Here is a 17,126-nt window from a genome sequence, read left to right as displayed (position 1 = left end):
CTGTGAGTTGCCGTCGGGCAACGCTGGGCTGAATTCTTCGACTCTCGCGACCGACACGCGAGGGCGCATGCCCACGTCGCCCGGACGCGGCAATCCCCCCACGCTCCAGACGGACCAGTACGAGGACGCTGATGTCTCACCTTCGCGCACCGGCCGCCCGCGCAGACCGCCGTGAGGGCGGGCGGCACGGACGATCGGCCCCCCGCGCCGTCCCCTCGCTGCCCGAGATCCACATACGGTCACAGCTGATGCGCCTCGCGGTCCTGCCCCCCACCGCGGTCGCCCTCAGCGCCTGTGCCGCCGTCCTCTTCACCTTCCGTGCCGGCGGCGCCCGCCCCAGCCTCACCCTGTGGGCGGTCCTCGCCGGAACCGCCGCGGTGGCCCTCACCGGTATCGCGATCGGCGCCGTGGCCGCCGGCCGCACCGCTCGCTCCGTCCGCGACCGCCTCGGCGCCCTGCGGCAGGTCAGCGGCCGGAGCGAGGACGACCTGCGCGCCCTCGTCGAAGCGCTCCGGCGCGGCGACCAGCCGCCCGCGCGCGGCCCGCACGCCAAGCCCGCCCCGGACGCCGACGACTTCGACCTGCTCGCCGCCGACCTGACCCGGGCCCACGACAGCGCCGTCACCGCCGTCGTCCAGGCCTCCCAGCTCTCCAGCCACGCGGGCAGCGAACAGAAGCTCGAAGTCTTCGTGAACCTGGCACGCCGGCTGCAGTCCCTCGTCCAGCGCGAGATCACCATCCTGGACGACCTGGAGAACGAGATCGAGGACCCCGACCTCCTCAAGGGCCTCTTCCACGTCGACCACCTCGCCACCCGCATCCGCCGCCACGCCGAGAACCTCGCCGTCCTCGGCGGCGCCGTCTCCCGCCGCCAGTGGAGCAACCCCGTCTCCATGACCGAGGTGCTGCGCTCCGCCATCGCCGAGGTCGAGCAGTACTCCCGGGTCAAGCTGGTGCCCCCGGTCGACGGCACCCTGCGCGGGCACGCGGTGGCCGACGTCATCCACCTCCTCGCCGAACTCGTCGAGAACGCCACCGTGTTCTCCGCCCCGCACACCCAGGTCCTGCTCCGCGCCAACCTCGTCACCTCCGGACTGGCCGTCGAGGTCGAGGACCGGGGGCTCGGCATGCCCGTCGGCGAGCAGGACAGGATGAACGCCCTGCTCGCCGACCCCGACCAGGTCAACGTCGCCAGCCTTCTCCAGGACGGCCGCATCGGCCTGTTCGTGGTCTCCCAGCTGGCCCGCCGCCACGGCATCCAGGTCCGGCTGCAGAGCAACATCTACGGCGGTGTCCAGGCCGCGTTCGTCGTCCCGCAGAGCCTCCTCGGCAACGAGCCCGGCGACCTGCCGCAGACCCGGCCCCAGACCCACGCGCAGCCCCAGCCACCCACCGGGCGGAGCACCCCCGTACGCCACCCCGACACGCCCCGCCACGTGCAGGCCGCCCCTGCCCAGCGGTACTCCGGCTCCGGCCCGGCCGACGGTCCGGCCGCCGACCGCCCGGCGGCCGATCAGCCGGACCGCACCGCCACCGGCCGGCCCTCGCCCGCACAACCCGCCCGTCCGGCCGGCACGCGCCCCGAGCCCGGCCACCGCCCCGCCCCGGGCCCGGCGCGCGCCTCCGTGCCCCGGCAGCAGGGGCCGGGACGGTCCGGCGGCCAGCAGACGCCCGGCCGGGGCGGCGGCGGGCACGTCCCGCTGCCCGTGCGGGGTGCCCGGGGCGAGCGGCCCAACCCCGCCGAGGCGGTCCCCGGCATCCGCCCCGACGACCGGCGGGCCGTCGACGAGAACGCCGGGGCACCCCCCACTCCCCGCGCCGGCGGTGCCGTACGCGGGACCATGGGCAAGCCCCAGCTGCCCCGCCGCCGCGCCCAGCAGCACATCGTGCCGCAGCTCCGCGGCGGCCCCGCGCCCACGCCCTCGCGGGACCCCGATCACTACGTGGGCCACGACCCGGGGCTGATGGCCGCCTTCCAGCGCGGCATCGGGCTCGCCGAGGCACGTCGGACGGAGAGCTCCGACTGGGACACCTCCACGCTGGACACGACCGCCGCGGACCTCGCACCCCCCGCCCCCGACGCCGCCTCCCGCATCGACATGGGACAGCCGACGGCCGGCCGGCCGGCCCCGGGGCACCCGAACACGGGCCCCGCCGCCGGCTCCCCGGCCCCGCCGGCGCACGCCCGGCCCCAGGGAGGACACCCGCTCGGCGGACACCCCGCGGGCGCCGCCCCCATAGCCGTACCGCCGTCGGCCCTCGACGCGGCACACGACCGCACGTCCCGGCAGGACGGGAGCGCACCGGCCGGATGACCAGCCCCCTCACCACCCCCACCACGGTCCGCACCCCCTGCGCTCTCGCAGACCAACGCACCTCAAGGAGTCGATCCACCATGGCGAGCGATGCGCCGACCGGCCAGGCATCCGATCTCGACTGGCTGATGAGCGGTCTCGTCCAGCGCGTGCCGCACACCAGGAGCGCGGTGCTGCTCTCCTGCGACGGGCTCGTGAAGTCGGTCCACGGCCTCGATCCGGACAGCGCCGACCACATGGCGGCCCTGGCCTCCGGCCTGTACTCCCTCGGACGCAGCGCGGGTGTCCGCTTCGGCGACGGCGGTGACGTCCGCCAGGTCGTCGTCGAACTGGACTCGACCCTGCTCTTCGTCTCCACCGCGGGCTCCGGCACCTGCCTCGCCGTGCTCGCCGGACGCGAGACCGACGCCGCCGTCCTCGGCTACGAGATGGCGATGCTCGTCAAGAGCGTCCGCCCGTACCTGGTCACCCATCCGCGTCAGGCCGTCCAGCCCACCGCGATGAGGCCTTGAACGTGTCCGAGTCCGGCGACGGACCCCTGTACGACGACGCCGCCGGGCGTCTGGTACGCCCGTTCACCGTCATCAACGGCCGGACCCGGCCGACCACAGCGCTCGATCTCCTCTCCCAGGTGATGGCCACCGGGGCGACCCCCCTCGGCTATCTGGGTCCCGAGCACGCGACCGCACTCGACCTGTGCCGGGCACCCGTCTCGGTCGCCGAGGTCGCGGCTCACCTCAAGCTGCCGGCGGCGGTCACCAAGGTGCTGCTGTCCGACCTCGTCGACTGCGGGGCCCTCACCACCAAGCCCCCGGTTTTCCACCACAACCCGACAGACCGGTCTCTTCTGGAGGCAGTGCTCGATGGACTACGACGACAGCTCTGACCCCTTTCCCACCGCACTGAAGATCTTGGTGGCGGGAGGGTTCGGGGTCGGCAAGACCACCTTCGTCGGCGCGGTGAGCGAGATCGCGCCGCTGAGTACGGAGGAACTGCTCACCACGGTGAGCGCCGCAACCGACAATCTCGACGGCATCGAGAACAAGGTCGAGACGACCGTCGCGATGGACTTCGGCCGCATCACCCTCGATCCGCGGCATGTGCTGTATCTCTTCGGCACCCCCGGTCAGCAGCGGTTCTGGTTCATGTGGGACGAGCTCTCCGAGGGCGCCCTCGGCGCGGTCATCCTCGCCGACACCCGCCGTCTGGAGGACTGCTTCGCCGCCGTCGACTTCTTCGAGCAGCGCGGTCTCGGTTTCATCGTCGCCATCAACGAGTTCGACGGCTCCTACCGCTACGACGCCGAGGAGGTGCGCGCCGCCCTCGACCTCGACCCGGAGATCCCCGTCGTCTGCTGCGACGCGCGCATCTCCAGCTCGGGCGTCCAGACCCTGCTCACCCTCGTCCGGCACCTCCTCGCCCACACACCGACGCAGCTCCCGAGCCACGGAGCCCACACGTGACGTACGACCCGCCGCGTCCGGTCGGCCGGCTGCTGCTCACCCCCGAGGACCCCGACGCTCCCGAGCGGGTGCGCAGGCTGCGGAACCTGGGGCTCGGCGCGTACGCCGAACCGGCCTTCGACGCCTTCGCGGACCGGCTCGCCGAGGTCGCCGCGGTGCCCTACGCGATGGTCAACTTCATCGACGAGGACCGGCAGTTCTTCGCCGGTCTGCATGTGTCGGCGCGGCCCACGGCGGACACCTCCCTGTTCGGGGTGGACCGGCGTCCGGCCCGCGACCACGGCTTCTGCCCCTACGTGGTGGTCCGCCGCAAGGGGCTCGTCCTCGAGGACGTGACGGAGTACCCGAGGTTCGCCGGGAACCCCGTCGTCGACGACCACGGCGTCCGCTCCTATCTCGGCGCCCCGCTGCTGGACCGCTCGGGCATCGCCCTCGGCACGGTCTGCGTCCTCGACGTCCAGCCGCGGCCGTGGGGCAGGGCCGGTCTGGAGACCATCAAGTCGATGGCCGCGGAACTGGCCGCCCGGATCGAGGGGCGGGAGGCGTACCCGTGACCGGGAAAAGGGGCGGCACTTCATGGCGGATCGCCGAGGAGGCTACTCGTCGGCGATCCAGGTCCGGGGCGCTCCCGGCTCGTAGTGCCTGCCCGAGTGGCCGAGCGGCAGGGTGCAGAAACTGCCACCCTGCAGCAGCAGGGTCCAGCTGTCCGGTCCGGGTTCCCCGCACCGAGGCAGGGCGTCCGGCTCCGGACCCATGTCGATATCTGGCTCATTGGTCATGAGCACACCCTTTCAGTTCGCGGCACCGGGCGAGGTGCGGGTGTGAAGGAAAGCTGCGGCGGTGGTTAAGAAAACCTCGATGGACCCGGGGCACCGCGGTACGGCAGATTGATCGGCGATCCCACCCCTCTCCCCGGTACGGGCCTGTTCGTCATGCCCGGCGCCGGGGCGCACCCCCAGGAGCCGTGACGTGAAGGCGCTGGTCAAGGAGAAGGCGGAGCCCGGTCTGTGGCTCGTCGACGTCCCCGAGCCCGAGATCGGCCCCGGCGACGTACTGATCAAGGTCCTGCGGACCGGTATCTGCGGCACCGACCTGCACATCCGGGCCTGGGACGGCTGGGCCCGGCGGACCATCCGGACACCGCTCGTGGCCGGCCACGAGTTCGTCGGCGAGGTCGTGGACACCGGCCGTGCCGTCACCGAGGTCCAGGTCGGCGACCGGGTCAGCGGCGAGGGCCATCTGGTGTGCGGCAAGTGCCGCAACTGTCTCGCCGGCCGCCGTCATCTGTGCCGCGCCACCGTCGGTCTCGGGGTGGGCCGCGACGGCGCCTTCGCCGAGTACGTCGCGCTGCCCGCGACCAACGTCTGGGTGCACCGCGTCCCCGTCGACCTGGACGTCGCGGCCGTCTTCGACCCCTTCGGCAACGCCGTGCACACCGCCCTGTCCTTCCCGCTGGTCGGCGAGGACGTCCTGATCACCGGCGCCGGGCCGATCGGTCTGATGGCGGCGGCGGTGGCCCGGCACGCGGGAGCCCGCAACGTCGTGATCACCGACGTCAGCGAGGAACGTCTCGAACTGGCCCGCAAGATGGGCGTCAGCCTGGCGCTGGACGTGTCGCGGGCGGAGATCGCCGACGGACAGCGGGAGCTGGGGCTGCGCGAGGGCTTCGACGTCGGCCTGGAGATGTCGGGGCGCCCCGAGGCCATGCGCGACATGATCGCCAACATGACGCACGGCGGAAAGATCGCCGTACTGGGTCTGCCGACCGAGGAGTTCGCGGTCGACTGGGCCCGGATCGTCACCTCGATGATCACGATCAAGGGCATCTACGGCCGCGAGATGTTCGAGACCTGGTACGCGATGTCGGTCCTCCTGGAGGGCGGACTCGACCTCGCTCCCGTGATCACCGGCCGCTACGGCCACCGCGACTTCGAGGCGGCCTTCGCCGACGCGGCGAGCGGCCGGGGCGGCAAGGTCATCCTCGACTGGACTGTTTGAATTCCGGCTCGGTTCGCCTCCGGGGCGCGCCCCTTCGGCTCACTCGCTCTTCATCGCACCCTAGGAGCCTTCTGATGTTCGACTCCGTGCGCGACGACCTGCGCACCACCCTCGACGAGATCCGTGCCGCCGGGCTGCACAAGCCCGAGCGGGTCATCGGCACCCCGCAGTCGGCGACCGTCGCCGTCACCGCCGGCGGCCGGCCCGGCGAGGTGCTCAACTTCTGCGCGAACAACTACCTCGGTCTCGCCGACCACCCCGAGGTGATCGCCGCCGCCCACGAGGCCCTCGACCGCTGGGGCTACGGCATGGCCTCCGTCCGCTTCATCTGCGGCACCCAGGAGGTGCACAAGGAGCTGGAGGCACGGCTGTCGGCGTTCCTCGGCCAGGAGGACACGATCCTCTACTCCTCCTGCTTCGACGCCAACGGCGGCGTCTTCGAGACCCTGCTCGGCCCCGAGGACGCGGTGATCTCCGACGCCCTCAACCACGCCTCGATCATCGACGGCATCCGCCTCTCCAAGGCCCGCCGCTTCCGCTACGCCAACCGTGATCTCGCCGACCTGGAACGGCAGTTGAAGGAGGCCACGGAGGGCGGCGCCCGCCGGAAGCTGATCGTCACCGACGGCGTGTTCTCCATGGACGGCTACGTGGCCCCGCTCCGCGAGATCTGCGACCTCGCCGACCGCCACGACGCCATGGTCATGGTCGACGACTCGCACGCCGTCGGCTTCACCGGCCCCGGCGGCCGCGGCACCCCCGAGCTGCACGGCGTCATGGACCGCGTCGACATCATCACCGGCACCCTCGGCAAGGCCCTCGGCGGCGCCTCCGGCGGTTACGTCGCCGCCCGCGCCGAGATCGTCGCCCTGCTGCGCCAGCGCTCCCGCCCGTACCTCTTCTCGAACACGCTCGCCCCGGTGATCGCGGCGGCCTCCCTGAAGGTCCTCGACCTCCTGGAGTCGGCCGACGACCTGCGCGTCCGCCTCGCCGAGAACACCGCGCTGTTCCGGAGCCGGATGACCGAGGAGGGCTTCGACATCCTGCCCGGCGACCACCCCATCGCCCCCGTCATGATCGGGGACGCCTCCAAGGCGGGCCGCCTGGCCGAGCTGCTCCTGGACCGCGGCGTCTACGTGATCGGCTTCTCCTACCCGGTCGTCCCGCAGGGCCAGGCCCGCATCCGCGTCCAGCTCTCCGCCGCGCACTCGACGGCGGACGTCCACCGCGCGGTCGACGCGTTCGTGGCGGCGCGGGCCGAGCTGGAGGGCTGAGCCGGAGACCGGGACGGCGGGCCTCGCCGGGCCGGGCCGGGCCGGGCCGGGATCGGTGGTCCGGGCGGACCGGTTCAGGGGGAAAGCGCGCATTTGAGAGAATCGGTCTCATGATCGAAGCGCGGCGGCTCCACATCCTTCGTGCGGTGGCGGACCACCGCACGGTGACAGCGGCTGCCGCCGCGCTCTACCTCACCCCGTCCGCCGTCTCCCAGCAGCTGACGGCGCTGGAGCAGGAGACGGGACACCGGCTGGTCGAGCGCGGCGCGAAGGGCGTCCGGCTCACCCCGGCCGGCGAGATCCTGCTCGGCCACACCCACGCGGTCCTCGCCCGGCTGGAACAGGCGGCGGCGGAACTGGCCGCGTACAGCTCGGGCGCGGCCGGCACCGTCACGGTCGCCGCCTTCGCCACCGGGATCGCCCAGGTCGTCGCACCCGCGCTGGCCCGCCTCGCGCTGACCGCCCCCGGCATCCGGCTGCGCGTCCAGGACGCCGAGGGCGACGCGAGCCTGCCGATGGTCCTGGACCGGCAGGTCGACATCGCGGTCGCCGTCGAGTACCGGGGCGCCCCGGCCGCCGACGACCCCCGCCTCACCCACGTCCCGCTGTACGCCGAGCCCTTCGACGCGGTCGTGCCGCTCGGCCACCGTCTCGCCGACACGGCCGAGGTGCCGCTCGCCGAACTGGCCAAGGATCCGTGGATCGGCCCCTACCCGGGCAACCCCTGCCATGACGTCGTCGTCCTGGCCTGCGAGAACGCCGGCTTCCAGCCCCGCCTCGAACACTCCTCCGACGACTTCCGTGCCGTCGTCGCGCTCGCCTCCGCCGACGCGGGCGTCGCCCTCGTGCCGCGCTCGGCGCTGCGCGGCACGGACCTCACGGGCGTGGTCGTCCGCCCGGTCGACGGGGTCGCCCCCACACGCCGTGTCTTCGCCGCCGTACGCCGTGGCGCGGAGGGCCACCCGCTGATCCGGCCGGTGCTGGAGGCGCTCGGGGAGGCGGCAGAGTGAGACGGGCGCGCCTGTCAGTGGGGACCGCTACGGTGCGACTCATGCCGGATGCCGAAGACGTACGACGTGCCGCCCTCTCCCTGCCCGACACCACGGAGAAGGTCGCCTGGAACATGCCCACCTTCCGGGTGGCGGGAAAGATGTTCGCGACACTGCCGGAGGACGAGACGTCCATGGCCGTGCGCTGCCCGAAGGAGGAGCGGGACGAGCTGGTTCTCGCCGAGCCCGGCAAGTTCTGGATCGCCGACCACGAGGCGGGCTTCGCCTGGGTCAGGGTGCGGCTCTCCGCCCTGGAGGACGAGCCGGAGCTGCGCGACATCCTCGCCGACTCCTGGCGTCAGGCGGCCCCGGCCGGACTGCTCGACGCCCACCCCGAGTTGGGCCTCCCGGCAGCCGACTGACACGGCCCGACGCCTCCGCCGAGGGCCGGAGCCGGCGCCGCCCGGGCCAGGCCCGCCCGCCGGTCCGGGGGCGTGGGAGCGTCGCGCCGCGACAAAACGGGTGCGCGACCACCGGGCCGAGTGCGGTATTGTTTGCGTGCGCGTTCGGCCAGGGGAAACCCCAGGTCAGGCGGGCAACGGGACGTGGCGCAGCTTGGTAGCGCACTTGACTGGGGGTCAAGGGGTCGCAGGTTCAAATCCTGTCGTCCCGACTCGAAGGAGTCGCAGATCAGGGTCGTTTCGGAGCAATCCGGAGCGGCCTTTTTCGTGTGCCCGCCGACCAAGACGCCGGGCGCACGGGGGTGATCCGGGGAGTGTCGGGGGTGCCCGGTGGACTGCGGGCAGTGCCGGTCGCTTGGATGGGGGGCGCGGGATGATCCGTGCCGTCACGGGTCGAGGACCGCGAGCCGACGACACCCGACACGCGCCGGAGTTGAACAGCCATGGTGACCGACCGGTACGGCAACCGCCTGCATGAGAGCACCGCCGAGGCGGCGGAACACCTGGACCGGGCCGTGGAGGGGCTGCTGTTCTTCCGGCCCGATTTCCCGGACGCCGTCAAGGCCGCGGTGGTCGCCTGTCCGGCCTCGCCGCTCGCCCAGGCGTTCGCCGCCTACCTCGGGGTGCTGGGCACCGAGCCCGGTGACGCCGCCCGGGCCCGAGGCCGGTTCGCCGCCTTCGGCGCCGGACTGGACCGCACCTCCCTGCCCCCGCGGGAACGCATGCACATGGAGGCGGCGGAGGCCTGGCTCGGGGGCGATCTGTTGTGGGCCTCGCAGATCCTGGAGGACCTGGTCGTGGAGTGCCCCCGGGATCCGCTCGCCCTGGCGGTGGGGCACCAGCTCGACTTCTTCACCGGTGACGCCACCCGTCTGCGGGACCGGATCGGCGGGGCACTGCCCGCGTGGGACGAGCACGACCCCCACCGCGGGCCGCTGCTGGGCATGTACGCGTTCGGCCTGGAGGAGTCGGGGCACTACGGCCGCGCCCAGGAGGCGGGCCTCGCCGCCGTCGAGCAGAACGCCCACGACATCTGGGCCATGCACGCCGTCGCCCATGTGCACGAGATGCAGGGGCGGTTCGCCGAGGGCATCGGTTTCCTGGACGCCCGTCTCGACCACTGGGCGAGCGGCAGTCTGCTGACGGTGCACAGCTGGTGGCACTACGCCCTGTACGCGCTGGAGGCGGGCGACACGGCGACGGCCCTGCGGATCTACGACGCCGTACTGCACCACGAGAACTCGACCGGGTTCGTCATGGAACTCCTCGACGCCGCCTCGCTGTTGTGGCGGCTGTTCCTGGACGGCTCGGACCAGGACGCCCGCTGGCAGGCGCTGGCCGACGCGTGGGCCGCCCGCGAGGACCCGCCGTTCTACGCCTTCAACGACGTGCACGCCGTCATGGCCTTCGTGGGAGCGGGGCGGCTGGAGACGGCGGACGCGTTCGTCGCCGACCGTACGCGCTGGCTGCGGGGGCGGCGCGACGGGGGGAGCGGCCCCACCAACCGCGTGATGACCGGTGGTATCGGCCTGCCCGTGTGCCAGGCGCTGGTGGCCTTCGCCCGCGAGGACTACCCGGCGGTGGTGGAACTGCTCTGGCCCGTCCGTCGCCGGCTGCACGCCTTCGGCGGCAGCCACGCCCAGCGGGACGCGATCCAGCGGACCCTTCTGGAGGCGACGCTGCGCGCCCGCCGGGACGACCTGGCGCGGCTGCTGCTCGGCGAACGCGCGGGCCTGAGCCCCCACAGCCCGTACAACTGGCTCGGCCGGGCCCGGCTCGCCGACGCCCTCGGCGAGGCGGGCCGGGCCGCCGTCGCCCGCGACACGGCCGCCGGGCTGGCGGCCCCCGCCGCGCGGATGCTGAGCGGCAACCCGCACCAGGCGTACCTCGGGGGCAGGCCCTGAGTGCCCGCCGCGCCTAGGACAGGCAGCCCACGTGCGCCAGGGCCTGCTTCAGCAGGACTCCCTGGCCACCGGGCATCTCGTTCTGTACCGAGGGTGACGCGGCCTCCTGGGGGCTGAACCACACCAGGTCGAGGGCGTCCTGCCGGGGCCGGCAGTCGCCGGAGACCGGGACGATGTAGGCGAGGGACACCGCGTGCTGACGCGGGTCGTGGAACGGGGTGATGCCCTGCGTCGGGAAGTACTCGGCGACGGTGAAGGGCTGCAGCGCGGACGGGACACGCGGCAGCGCGACCGGTCCGAGATCCTTCTCCAGGTGTCGCAGGAGCGCGTCGCGCACCCGCTCGTGGTGCATCACGCGGCCGGAGACCAGATTGCGGCTGACCGTCCCGTCCGGGCCGATGCGCAGCAGCAGCCCGATACTGGTGACTTCGCCGCTGTCGTCGACGCGCACGGGCACGGCCTCGACGTACAGGATCGGCATCCGGGCGCGTGCCGATTCGAGCTCGTCGGACGGCAGCCAGCCCGGCGTGGTTTCGGTCATGTCAGACATTGGCCGATCATACTTTCAACGTCAGTCGGTGCGCGCGTCGCTCCGATCACACCTGTCACTGATGCCCGGGTCCCTCCCTTGCCATGCGCGCCGAGGCCGATCAGTCGTGGGCGGCCCACATTCCGCGCACATGTCCGAGGTGGCGGGTCATCACGGCGTGCACGGCGGCCTCGTCACGGTCGAGGAGGGCGTCGAGGAGCTCCAGGTGTTCCTGCGCGGAGGAGAGCAGCCGGCCGGACTCGGCGAGCGCGGTCAGACCGTAGAGGCGGGCGCGTTTGCGCAGGTCACCGACCACCTCGACGAGGTGCGCGTTGCCCGCGAGGGCGAGCAGACCGAGGTGGAAGCGGGTGTCGGCCTCGACGTAGGCGATGAGGTCCCCGGCGGCCGCGGCGGCGACGATCTCCCGGGCGGCGGGCCGCAGCGCCTCCAGGGAGACCGGGTCGGCGGTCCGGGCCAGGCCGACGGTGGTCGGGATCTCGACGAGCGAGCGGACGTGGGTGTACTCGTCGAGCTGTCTCTCGGTGACGGCGGTGACCCGGAACCCCTTGTTGGGCACGGTGTCGACCAGGCCCTCCTTGGCCAGATCCAGCATGGCCTCCCGCACCGGCGTCGCCGAGACACCGAAGCGCGCGGCGAGCGCGGGCGCGGAGTACACCTCGCCCGGCCGCAGCTCACCGGCGATCAGCGCGGCCCGCAGTGCGTCGGCGACCCGCTCGCGGTAGCTGCTCTTCTTGCCGCCGAGCACCGGCAGGGCCGGGCCCGGGGGAGCGGCGGCAGCGGCGGACGGGGCGCCGGTGCGCTGCGAGGCCATGGGGGGCATGCGGTCTCTCCTGGAGTCCTGAAGTCCCGGAATCCTAGAGGACGAATCCGGAGGGGAACGGGTCGGACGGATCGAGCAGGTACTGGGCGGTGCCGGTGACCCAGGCGCGGCCGGTGAAGCTGGGCAGCACGGCCGGGACGCCCGCCACCTCGGTCTCGCCGAGCAGCCGCCCCGTGAACCGGGTGCCGATGAAGGACTCGTTCACGAACTCGGTGTGCAGGGGCAGTTCGCCGCGCGCGTGCAGCTGTGCCATGCGCGCGCTGGTGCCCGTGCCGCAGGGGGAGCGGTCGAACCAGCCGGGGTGGATCGCCATCGCGTGGCGCGAGTGCCGGGCGGTGGCCCCGGGGGCGTACAGGTGGACGTGGTGGAGACCGCGGATCGACGGGTCCTCCGGGTGGACGGGCTCCTCCTCGGCGTTGACGGCGTCCATCAGCGCGAGCCCGGCGCGCAGGATGTCGTCCTTGCGGGCGCGGTCGAAGGGCAGGCCGAACCGCTCCAGCGGCAGGATGGCGTAGAAGTTGCCGCCGTACGCGAGGTCGTAGGTCACCGTCCGACCGTCGGCGAGCCTGATCTCGCGGTCGAGGCCGGCGGCGAACGACGGCACGTTCCGCAGGGTGACCGCCTTCGCCGCGCCGTCCTCCACCGCCACCTCCGCGACGACGAGGCCCGCCGGGGTGTCCAGCCGGATGGTCGTGACCGGCTCGACGACCTCGACCATGCCGGTCTCCACGAGCACGGTCGCCACGCCGATGGTGCCGTGGCCGCACATGGGCAGATAGCCGGAGACCTCGATGTAGACGACGCCGTAGTCGCAGTCGGGCCGGGTCGGCGGCTGCAGGATCGCCCCGCTCATCGCCGCGTGGCCGCGCGGTTCGTTCATCAGCAACTGCTTCACGTCGTCGCGGTGTTCACGGAACCACAGCCGTCGTTCGTTCATGGTGGCGCCGGGAATCGTACCGATCCCGCCGGTGATCACCCGGGTGGGCATCCCCTCGGTGTGCGAGTCGACGGCGTGCAGGACGATCTTGCTACGCATGTCCGGATCCTCCTTTCCGTCGTGGTTACGCGAGGCCGGCGGCGACGGCCTTCTCGGTGGCGGCCCGGATCACGGCCTCCTGCTCCGGCAGCAGTTCCACCCGGGGCGGGCGGCAGCGTCCCCCGGGCCGGCCCACGATGTCCATCGACAACTTGATGGCCTGGACGAACTCGACCTTGGAGTCCCAGCGCAGCAGCGGGTGCAGCTGCTCGTACAGTCCCTTGGCCGTCGCGAGGTCGCCGTCCACCGCCGCGTGGTACAGCTCCACCGTCGCGGCCGGCAGGGCGTTCGGGTATCCCGCGACCCAGCCCTTGGCGCCCGCGAGCGCCAGCTCCAGCAGCACGTCGTCCGCGCCGATCAACAGGTCCAGGTCCGGGGCCAGTTCGGCGAGCTGGTACGCCCGCCGGACATCGCCGGAGAACTCCTTGACGGCCCGGATGTACCCCTCGCCGTGCAGCTTGGCGAGCAGTTCGGGGACGAGGTCGACCTTGGTGTCGATCGGGTTGTTGTACGCCACGACCGGCAGGCCCGCCTTCGCGACCTCCGCGTAGTGCGCGAGCACCGACCGCTCGTCGGCGCGGTACGCGTTCGGCGGCAGCAGCATCACCGACGCGCAGCCCGCGTCCCGTGCCCGCTCGGCCCAGCGCCGGGACTCGGCGGAGCCGTACGCGGCGACCCCCGGCATCACGCGCGCGCCGCCGATCGCGGCCACGGCCGTCTCGACGACCTTGATCCGCTCCTCGGGCGTCAGCACCTGGTACTCGCCGAGCGAACCGTTCGGCACGACGCCGTCACAGCCGTTCTCGACCAGCCACGCGCAGTGTTCCGCGTAGGCGTCGAGGTCGACGGAGAGATCGTCGCGCAGGGGGAGCGCGGTGGCGACGAGGACACCGCGCCAGGGACGGTTCTCGGTGGTGGTCATGGGGATTCCCTCTCCGTGGAGTGTGACATGGTACTGAGGGACGGTCGGTGTGACCGCCGTGGCAGGGTGCCGGTGGACCAGGGGGATCAGGGGGATCCGTCGTGGTCCTCCTCGGGGGTGCGCCCCGCGCGGGCCAGCACGCCCAGCGGGACAGGCCGCGCGAGCGGCAGCCGGGTCGCGGTCTGCGGGCAGCCGGCGATCCCGGCCACCGCGGGCCCGCACATCCGGCCCTGGCACCAGCCCATCCCGGCACGGGTCAGCAGTTTGACCGTCCGTAGATCCCCCGCGCCCAGCTCCCCGACGGCCTCACGGACCGCCCCGGCGGTGACCTCCTCGCAGCGGCAGACGACCGTGGCGTCGGTGACCCGCTCGGCCCAGCGCGCCGGTGGGACGTACACCGTGTCGAGAACCTCGAAGAACTTCCGCAGCCGGTCACGGGACCCGGCGGCCTCCGCCCACTCGCCGGGGTCCGGCACCCGGCCCAGGAGACGGGCGGCGGCGGACCGTCCGGCGATATGGCCCTCGGCCAGGGAGAGGGCCGCGCCACCGATCCCGGTGGTCTCGCCCGCCGCCCAGACCCCCGGCACGTCGGTGCGCTGCTCGTCGTCGGCCCGGACGCGCGTTCCGTCGGGCTCGACGCGGCAGCCCAGCGTCCCGGCGAGGTCGGTGTGCGGCAGCATGCCGTACCCGACGGCCAGGGTGTCGCAGGGGATGCGCCGCTCGGTGCCGGGCCGGACCCGCCCCTCGGCATCGAGCGCGGCGACGGTCACCGCCTCCAGCCGGTCTGCGCCGTGCGCCTCGACGACCGTGTGCCGCACGAGGGTCCGCACCCGGCGGCGCAGCAACTCCACCGCGTACCCGGCCCCTTCGACGAGCTTGTCCGCCCGGCCCGCCAGCGCTCCGCTCCGCCGTGCCAGGGCCCTCGGGTCCGCCGACTCCACCAGCGCGGCCACCGTGACGCCCGCCGCCGCGAGCCCGGTCGCCACCGGCAGCAGCAGCGGCCCGGTCCCCGCGACGACCGCCGTACGGCCGGGCACCACGAGGGAGCCCTTGAGCATGGCCTGCGCGCCCCCGGCGGTGACCACACCGGGCAGCGTCCAGCCGGGGAAGGGCAGCACCTTCTCGTAGCCGCCGGTCGCGAGGAGGACGGCGTCCGCGCGCACCTCGACGGGCCGCTCCTGGGCGGGGCCGAGCAGGGCGTGGACGGTGAAGGGCCGAGAGCCGTCGGGGTGCCGCTCCACGCACCACACATGGTGGTCCGGGAGATGGGTGACCCGCCCGGCGGCGATCTGCCGGTCGAGGCCCTCGCTCAGCCGCCGCCAGGTGCGCCACTGGTGGTGCAGCGCCCGCGGACGCCGGGCGCCGAGCCCGGCCGCGGGCTGCCGGTAGAACTGTCCGCCGGGTGCCTCGGCGGCGTCGAGCACCGTCACCCGTACGCCCGTTCCGGCCGCTGCCAGAGCCGCGGCGAGGCCCGCGGGACCGGCGCCGACGACCGCCAGCCGGGGGGATGCCGGCTCAGTGCTCATGGCCCGTCCCGTCCTGCGTGCCGATCGTGTCGCCCGGCCGGACCGGGACCAGGCAGGCCCGTTGATTGGGGCGGCCGTTGACGGTCACCAGGCAGTCGAAGCACACGCCGATGCCGCAGAAGACGCCCCGGGGGCGGCCCGCGCCCCGGGTGGTCCGCCAGGACGTGACCCCGGCGGCCCAGAGCGCCGCCCCGACCGTCTGCCCCGGCAGGGCCTCCACGGCACGTCCGTCGAGCGTGACGGTGAAGGCGGGGCCGGGCGCGGCCCCCGCCAGTTCCAGCGGGTTCATGCCGCTTCCCCCTCGTACGCCTCGAACCGGTCCGGGCGGAACGGTCCGAGGTCCAGCTCGGGCGGTCCGCCGCCGAGTACCTGGGCGATCAGCCGTCCGGTCCCGGTGGCCAGCCCGATCCCGGCGCCCTCGTGGCCGCACGCGTGGAACAGGCCAGGGGCCCGGGGGTCCGGCCCGATCGCGGGCAGATGGTCCGGCATGTAGGGCCGGAAGCCCGTGTACGTCCGCATCGCGCGCACCTCTTCCAGGAACGGGAACAACCGGGTCGCGCCCGCCGCGAGCGCGCGGACCGCGGGCAGGGAGAACGACCGGTCGAAGCCGACCCGTTCGCGGCTCGCGCCGATCAGCACGGGGCCCGCGGCCGTGCCCTCGACGACCGGGGAGGTCTGCAGTGCCGCCGAGTCGCTGGCCACGTCGGCCACGTAGTCGGCGGCGTACACCTTGTGCCGCACCCTCGGTGGCAGGGGTTCGGTGACGATCACGAAGCCGCGGCGGGGCAGGACGGGGAGGGTGACCCCGGCGAGCGCTGCCAGTTCCCCGCCCCAGGTCCCGGCCGCGTTGACGACCGCCGGGGAGTGGACGTCGCCCCGGTCGGTCCGCACGCCGCGCACGGCACCGTCCGGCGCGCGCAGTACCTCGGTCACGGTCCGGCCGGTGAGCAGCCGGGCGCCGGAGGCCCGCAGGAGACGGGCGGCGGCCAGGGTGGGCATGACCTGGGCGTCCTGCGGATAGTGCACACCGCCCGCGAGACCGGGCGCCAGGTGCGGTTCCAGGTCGGGGAGCCGGTCCGCGGGGACGGACACCGCCTCCACTCCCGAGGCCCGCTGCCCGGCGGCGAACCGCTCCAGCGCGGCGAGTCCCGCCGTGGCGGAGGCGACGACGAGTCCGCCCTTCGCCTCGTACTCGAACGTCTTTCCCAGCTCCGGCTCGGCGGCCAGTTCCGCCCACAGGCGGTGGGACAGCAGGGCGAGTTCGAGTTCCGGGCCGGGCTCCTTGTCGGAGACCAGGATGTTGCCCTCACCGGCGCCGGTCGTGCCGCCGCCCACCGGGCCGCGGTCCACCACGACGACGTCCAGGCCCGCCCGGGCCGCGTACAGGGCGCAGGCCGCGCCCACCATTCCCGCTCCGACAACCACGACGTCGCAGGTCAGTCGCTCGGTCACATCAGTACTATGTCACATGGTGCTGAGTCCTGGAAGGCCGCCGCAGCCCTGGAAGACCGCCGCCGATCGCCCGACGCGAGGCGTGCGCCCCCGGCCGGAAGCAGCGTCAGAGTCCGAGCCCCTGCACCATCTCGTCCACGACGATCCGGCAGCGGGGGAGCGGGCGCGGGCCCGTCCGGGCCGGGGTGATCCCGTCGTCGGGCGCCCGCGCCGGCCGTCCCGCCCGTGCCGTGCGGTCCGTCGGTGCTGCCACCGGGATCTCCTCGAGCCACCGCTCGACGACCCGCACCGGGAGGCCGTGGTGGTGTGCGGCGTCCCGCACCGTGAGCCTTCCGGAGAGGATGTCCGCGAGGGTGCGGATCCGCTCGGCCGGGGGAACCGCCGGGGGAGTCTGCGAGTCGTTCAAGAGCCGGTCC

The 17,126-nt window shown here is 73.5% G+C and carries 19 protein-coding genes and 1 tRNA gene; 11 read left to right on the top strand and 9 right to left on the bottom strand.

What is annotated here, in order from left to right:
- The first annotated feature begins 131 nt into the window (after positions 1-131).
- The 5 genes from SCAB_RS06055 to SCAB_RS06035 all read left to right on the top strand — a co-directional run bounded on the left by SCAB_RS06055 (position 132) and on the right by SCAB_RS06035 (position 4,332).
- Positions 132-2,315 (top strand): ATP-binding protein, encoded by a 2,184-nt coding sequence (locus SCAB_RS06055; RefSeq protein ID WP_173402842.1) that lies wholly within the window; start codon positions 132-134, stop codon positions 2,313-2,315.
- Positions 2,316-2,395: 80 nt separating this feature from the next.
- Positions 2,396-2,827, top strand: coding sequence for a roadblock/LC7 domain-containing protein (locus SCAB_RS06050; protein ID WP_012999162.1), 432 nt, complete (start codon positions 2,396-2,398; stop codon positions 2,825-2,827).
- 2 nt (positions 2,828-2,829) lie between these two features.
- Positions 2,830-3,201 (top strand): DUF742 domain-containing protein, encoded by a 372-nt coding sequence (locus SCAB_RS06045; RefSeq protein ID WP_012999161.1) that lies wholly within the window; start codon positions 2,830-2,832, stop codon positions 3,199-3,201.
- Entirely contained in the window at positions 3,179-3,778 is a 600-nt protein-coding gene (locus tag SCAB_RS06040; RefSeq protein ID WP_037725418.1) for a GTP-binding protein, read from the top strand. The genes SCAB_RS06045 and SCAB_RS06040 overlap by 23 nt, the downstream gene beginning before the upstream one ends.
- Entirely contained in the window at positions 3,775-4,332 is a 558-nt protein-coding gene (locus tag SCAB_RS06035) for a GAF domain-containing protein (RefSeq protein ID WP_012999159.1), read from the top strand. Before SCAB_RS06040 ends, SCAB_RS06035 begins: the two co-directional genes overlap by 4 nt.
- Positions 4,333-4,374: 42 nt before the next feature.
- Here the strand turns inward: SCAB_RS06035 and SCAB_RS46860 are convergent, their stop codons facing one another.
- Positions 4,375-4,557, bottom strand: coding sequence for a hypothetical protein (locus SCAB_RS46860; protein WP_148274180.1), 183 nt, complete (start codon positions 4,555-4,557; stop codon positions 4,375-4,377).
- A gap of 190 nt (positions 4,558-4,747) precedes the next feature.
- Here SCAB_RS46860 and tdh point away from each other — a divergent pair, with 190 nt between their 5' ends.
- The 6 genes from tdh to SCAB_RS06005 all read left to right on the top strand — a co-directional run bounded on the left by tdh (position 4,748) and on the right by SCAB_RS06005 (position 10,404).
- A complete protein-coding gene (tdh, locus tag SCAB_RS06030; RefSeq protein ID WP_012999158.1) occupies positions 4,748-5,776 on the top strand; it encodes an L-threonine 3-dehydrogenase in 1,029 nt (342 codons plus the stop codon).
- Positions 5,777-5,850: 74 nt separating this feature from the next.
- Positions 5,851-7,050 carry a glycine C-acetyltransferase gene (locus SCAB_RS06025; RefSeq protein ID WP_012999157.1) on the top strand — a complete coding sequence of 400 codons (1,200 nt, stop codon included), beginning with the start codon at positions 5,851-5,853 and terminating at the stop codon, positions 7,048-7,050.
- A gap of 110 nt (positions 7,051-7,160) precedes the next feature.
- Positions 7,161-8,060, top strand: coding sequence for a LysR family transcriptional regulator (locus SCAB_RS06020; protein ID WP_012999156.1), 900 nt, complete (start codon positions 7,161-7,163; stop codon positions 8,058-8,060).
- Positions 8,061-8,101: 41 nt separating this feature from the next.
- Positions 8,102-8,461: an MmcQ/YjbR family DNA-binding protein gene (locus tag SCAB_RS06015; RefSeq protein ID WP_012999155.1), complete on the top strand. Its 360-nt coding sequence runs from the start codon at positions 8,102-8,104 to the stop codon at positions 8,459-8,461.
- 177 nt (positions 8,462-8,638) lie between these two features.
- Positions 8,639-8,712: transfer RNA gene (locus SCAB_RS06010), tRNA-Pro, on the top strand.
- Positions 8,713-8,943: 231 nt separating this feature from the next.
- Positions 8,944-10,404: a tetratricopeptide repeat protein gene (locus SCAB_RS06005; RefSeq protein ID WP_012999154.1), complete on the top strand. Its 1,461-nt coding sequence runs from the start codon at positions 8,944-8,946 to the stop codon at positions 10,402-10,404.
- A 13-nt stretch (positions 10,405-10,417) separates the two neighbouring features.
- Here the strand turns inward: SCAB_RS06005 and SCAB_RS06000 are convergent, their stop codons facing one another.
- The 8 genes from SCAB_RS06000 to SCAB_RS05965 form a co-directional block, all read right to left on the bottom strand.
- A complete protein-coding gene (locus SCAB_RS06000) occupies positions 10,418-10,945 on the bottom strand; it encodes an NUDIX hydrolase family protein (RefSeq protein ID WP_041668920.1) in 528 nt (175 codons plus the stop codon).
- A gap of 109 nt (positions 10,946-11,054) precedes the next feature.
- A complete protein-coding gene (locus tag SCAB_RS05995) occupies positions 11,055-11,765 on the bottom strand; it encodes a GntR family transcriptional regulator (RefSeq protein WP_012999152.1) in 711 nt (236 codons plus the stop codon).
- A 43-nt stretch (positions 11,766-11,808) separates the two neighbouring features.
- Positions 11,809-12,810: a proline racemase family protein gene (locus SCAB_RS05990; protein WP_012999151.1), complete on the bottom strand. Its 1,002-nt coding sequence runs from the start codon at positions 12,808-12,810 to the stop codon at positions 11,809-11,811.
- 25 nt (positions 12,811-12,835) lie between these two features.
- Positions 12,836-13,732, bottom strand: a complete 897-nt coding sequence (locus SCAB_RS05985; protein ID WP_012999150.1) for a dihydrodipicolinate synthase family protein — start codon at positions 13,730-13,732, stop codon at positions 12,836-12,838.
- 86 nt (positions 13,733-13,818) lie between these two features.
- Positions 13,819-15,258: an FAD/NAD(P)-dependent oxidoreductase gene (locus SCAB_RS05980; protein ID WP_012999149.1), complete on the bottom strand. Its 1,440-nt coding sequence runs from the start codon at positions 15,256-15,258 to the stop codon at positions 13,819-13,821.
- Positions 15,248-15,547: a (2Fe-2S)-binding protein gene (locus SCAB_RS05975; RefSeq protein ID WP_012999148.1), complete on the bottom strand. Its 300-nt coding sequence runs from the start codon at positions 15,545-15,547 to the stop codon at positions 15,248-15,250. The genes SCAB_RS05980 and SCAB_RS05975 overlap by 11 nt, the downstream gene beginning before the upstream one ends.
- Positions 15,544-16,710 carry an NAD(P)/FAD-dependent oxidoreductase gene (locus SCAB_RS05970; protein ID WP_012999147.1) on the bottom strand — a complete coding sequence of 389 codons (1,167 nt, stop codon included), beginning with the start codon at positions 16,708-16,710 and terminating at the stop codon, positions 15,544-15,546. The genes SCAB_RS05975 and SCAB_RS05970 overlap by 4 nt, the downstream gene beginning before the upstream one ends.
- 106 nt (positions 16,711-16,816) lie before the next feature.
- Entirely contained in the window at positions 16,817-17,116 is a 300-nt protein-coding gene (locus SCAB_RS05965; RefSeq protein ID WP_012999146.1) for a hypothetical protein, read from the bottom strand.
- Positions 17,117-17,126: the final 10 nt, after the last annotated feature.

It is taken from the genome of Streptomyces scabiei 87.22 (assembly GCF_000091305.1).
Classification (GTDB): domain Bacteria; phylum Actinomycetota; class Actinomycetes; order Streptomycetales; family Streptomycetaceae; genus Streptomyces; species Streptomyces scabiei.
Note: the sequence above shows the minus strand (reverse complement) of the source record. Positions and strands in the feature narration are given on the sequence as shown.

What these genes read in the sequence shown, in the direction of transcription:
- SCAB_RS06055 (WP_173402842.1), top strand. Translation starts at nt 132, where the DNA reads ATGTCTCACCTTCGCGCACCGGCCGCCCGCGCAGACCGCCGTGAGGGC.
- SCAB_RS06050 (WP_012999162.1), top strand. Translation starts at nt 2,396, where the DNA reads ATGGCGAGCGATGCGCCGACCGGCCAGGCATCCGATCTCGACTGGCTG.
- SCAB_RS06040 (WP_037725418.1), top strand. Translation starts at nt 3,179, where the DNA reads ATGGACTACGACGACAGCTCTGACCCCTTTCCCACCGCACTGAAGATC.
- SCAB_RS46860 (WP_148274180.1), bottom strand. Translation starts at nt 4,557, where the DNA reads ATGACCAATGAGCCAGATATCGACATGGGTCCGGAGCCGGACGCCCTG.
- SCAB_RS06025 (WP_012999157.1), top strand. Translation starts at nt 5,851, where the DNA reads ATGTTCGACTCCGTGCGCGACGACCTGCGCACCACCCTCGACGAGATC.
- SCAB_RS06020 (WP_012999156.1), top strand. Translation starts at nt 7,161, where the DNA reads ATGATCGAAGCGCGGCGGCTCCACATCCTTCGTGCGGTGGCGGACCAC.
- SCAB_RS06015 (WP_012999155.1), top strand. Translation starts at nt 8,102, where the DNA reads ATGCCGGATGCCGAAGACGTACGACGTGCCGCCCTCTCCCTGCCCGAC.
- SCAB_RS06005 (WP_012999154.1), top strand. Translation starts at nt 8,944, where the DNA reads ATGGTGACCGACCGGTACGGCAACCGCCTGCATGAGAGCACCGCCGAG.
- SCAB_RS06000 (WP_041668920.1), bottom strand. Translation starts at nt 10,945, where the DNA reads ATGACCGAAACCACGCCGGGCTGGCTGCCGTCCGACGAGCTCGAATCG.
- SCAB_RS05995 (WP_012999152.1), bottom strand. Translation starts at nt 11,765, where the DNA reads ATGGCCTCGCAGCGCACCGGCGCCCCGTCCGCCGCTGCCGCCGCTCCC.
- SCAB_RS05990 (WP_012999151.1), bottom strand. Translation starts at nt 12,810, where the DNA reads ATGCGTAGCAAGATCGTCCTGCACGCCGTCGACTCGCACACCGAGGGG.
- SCAB_RS05985 (WP_012999150.1), bottom strand. Translation starts at nt 13,732, where the DNA reads ATGACCACCACCGAGAACCGTCCCTGGCGCGGTGTCCTCGTCGCCACC.
- SCAB_RS05980 (WP_012999149.1), bottom strand. Translation starts at nt 15,258, where the DNA reads ATGAGCACTGAGCCGGCATCCCCCCGGCTGGCGGTCGTCGGCGCCGGT.
- SCAB_RS05975 (WP_012999148.1), bottom strand. Translation starts at nt 15,547, where the DNA reads ATGAACCCGCTGGAACTGGCGGGGGCCGCGCCCGGCCCCGCCTTCACC.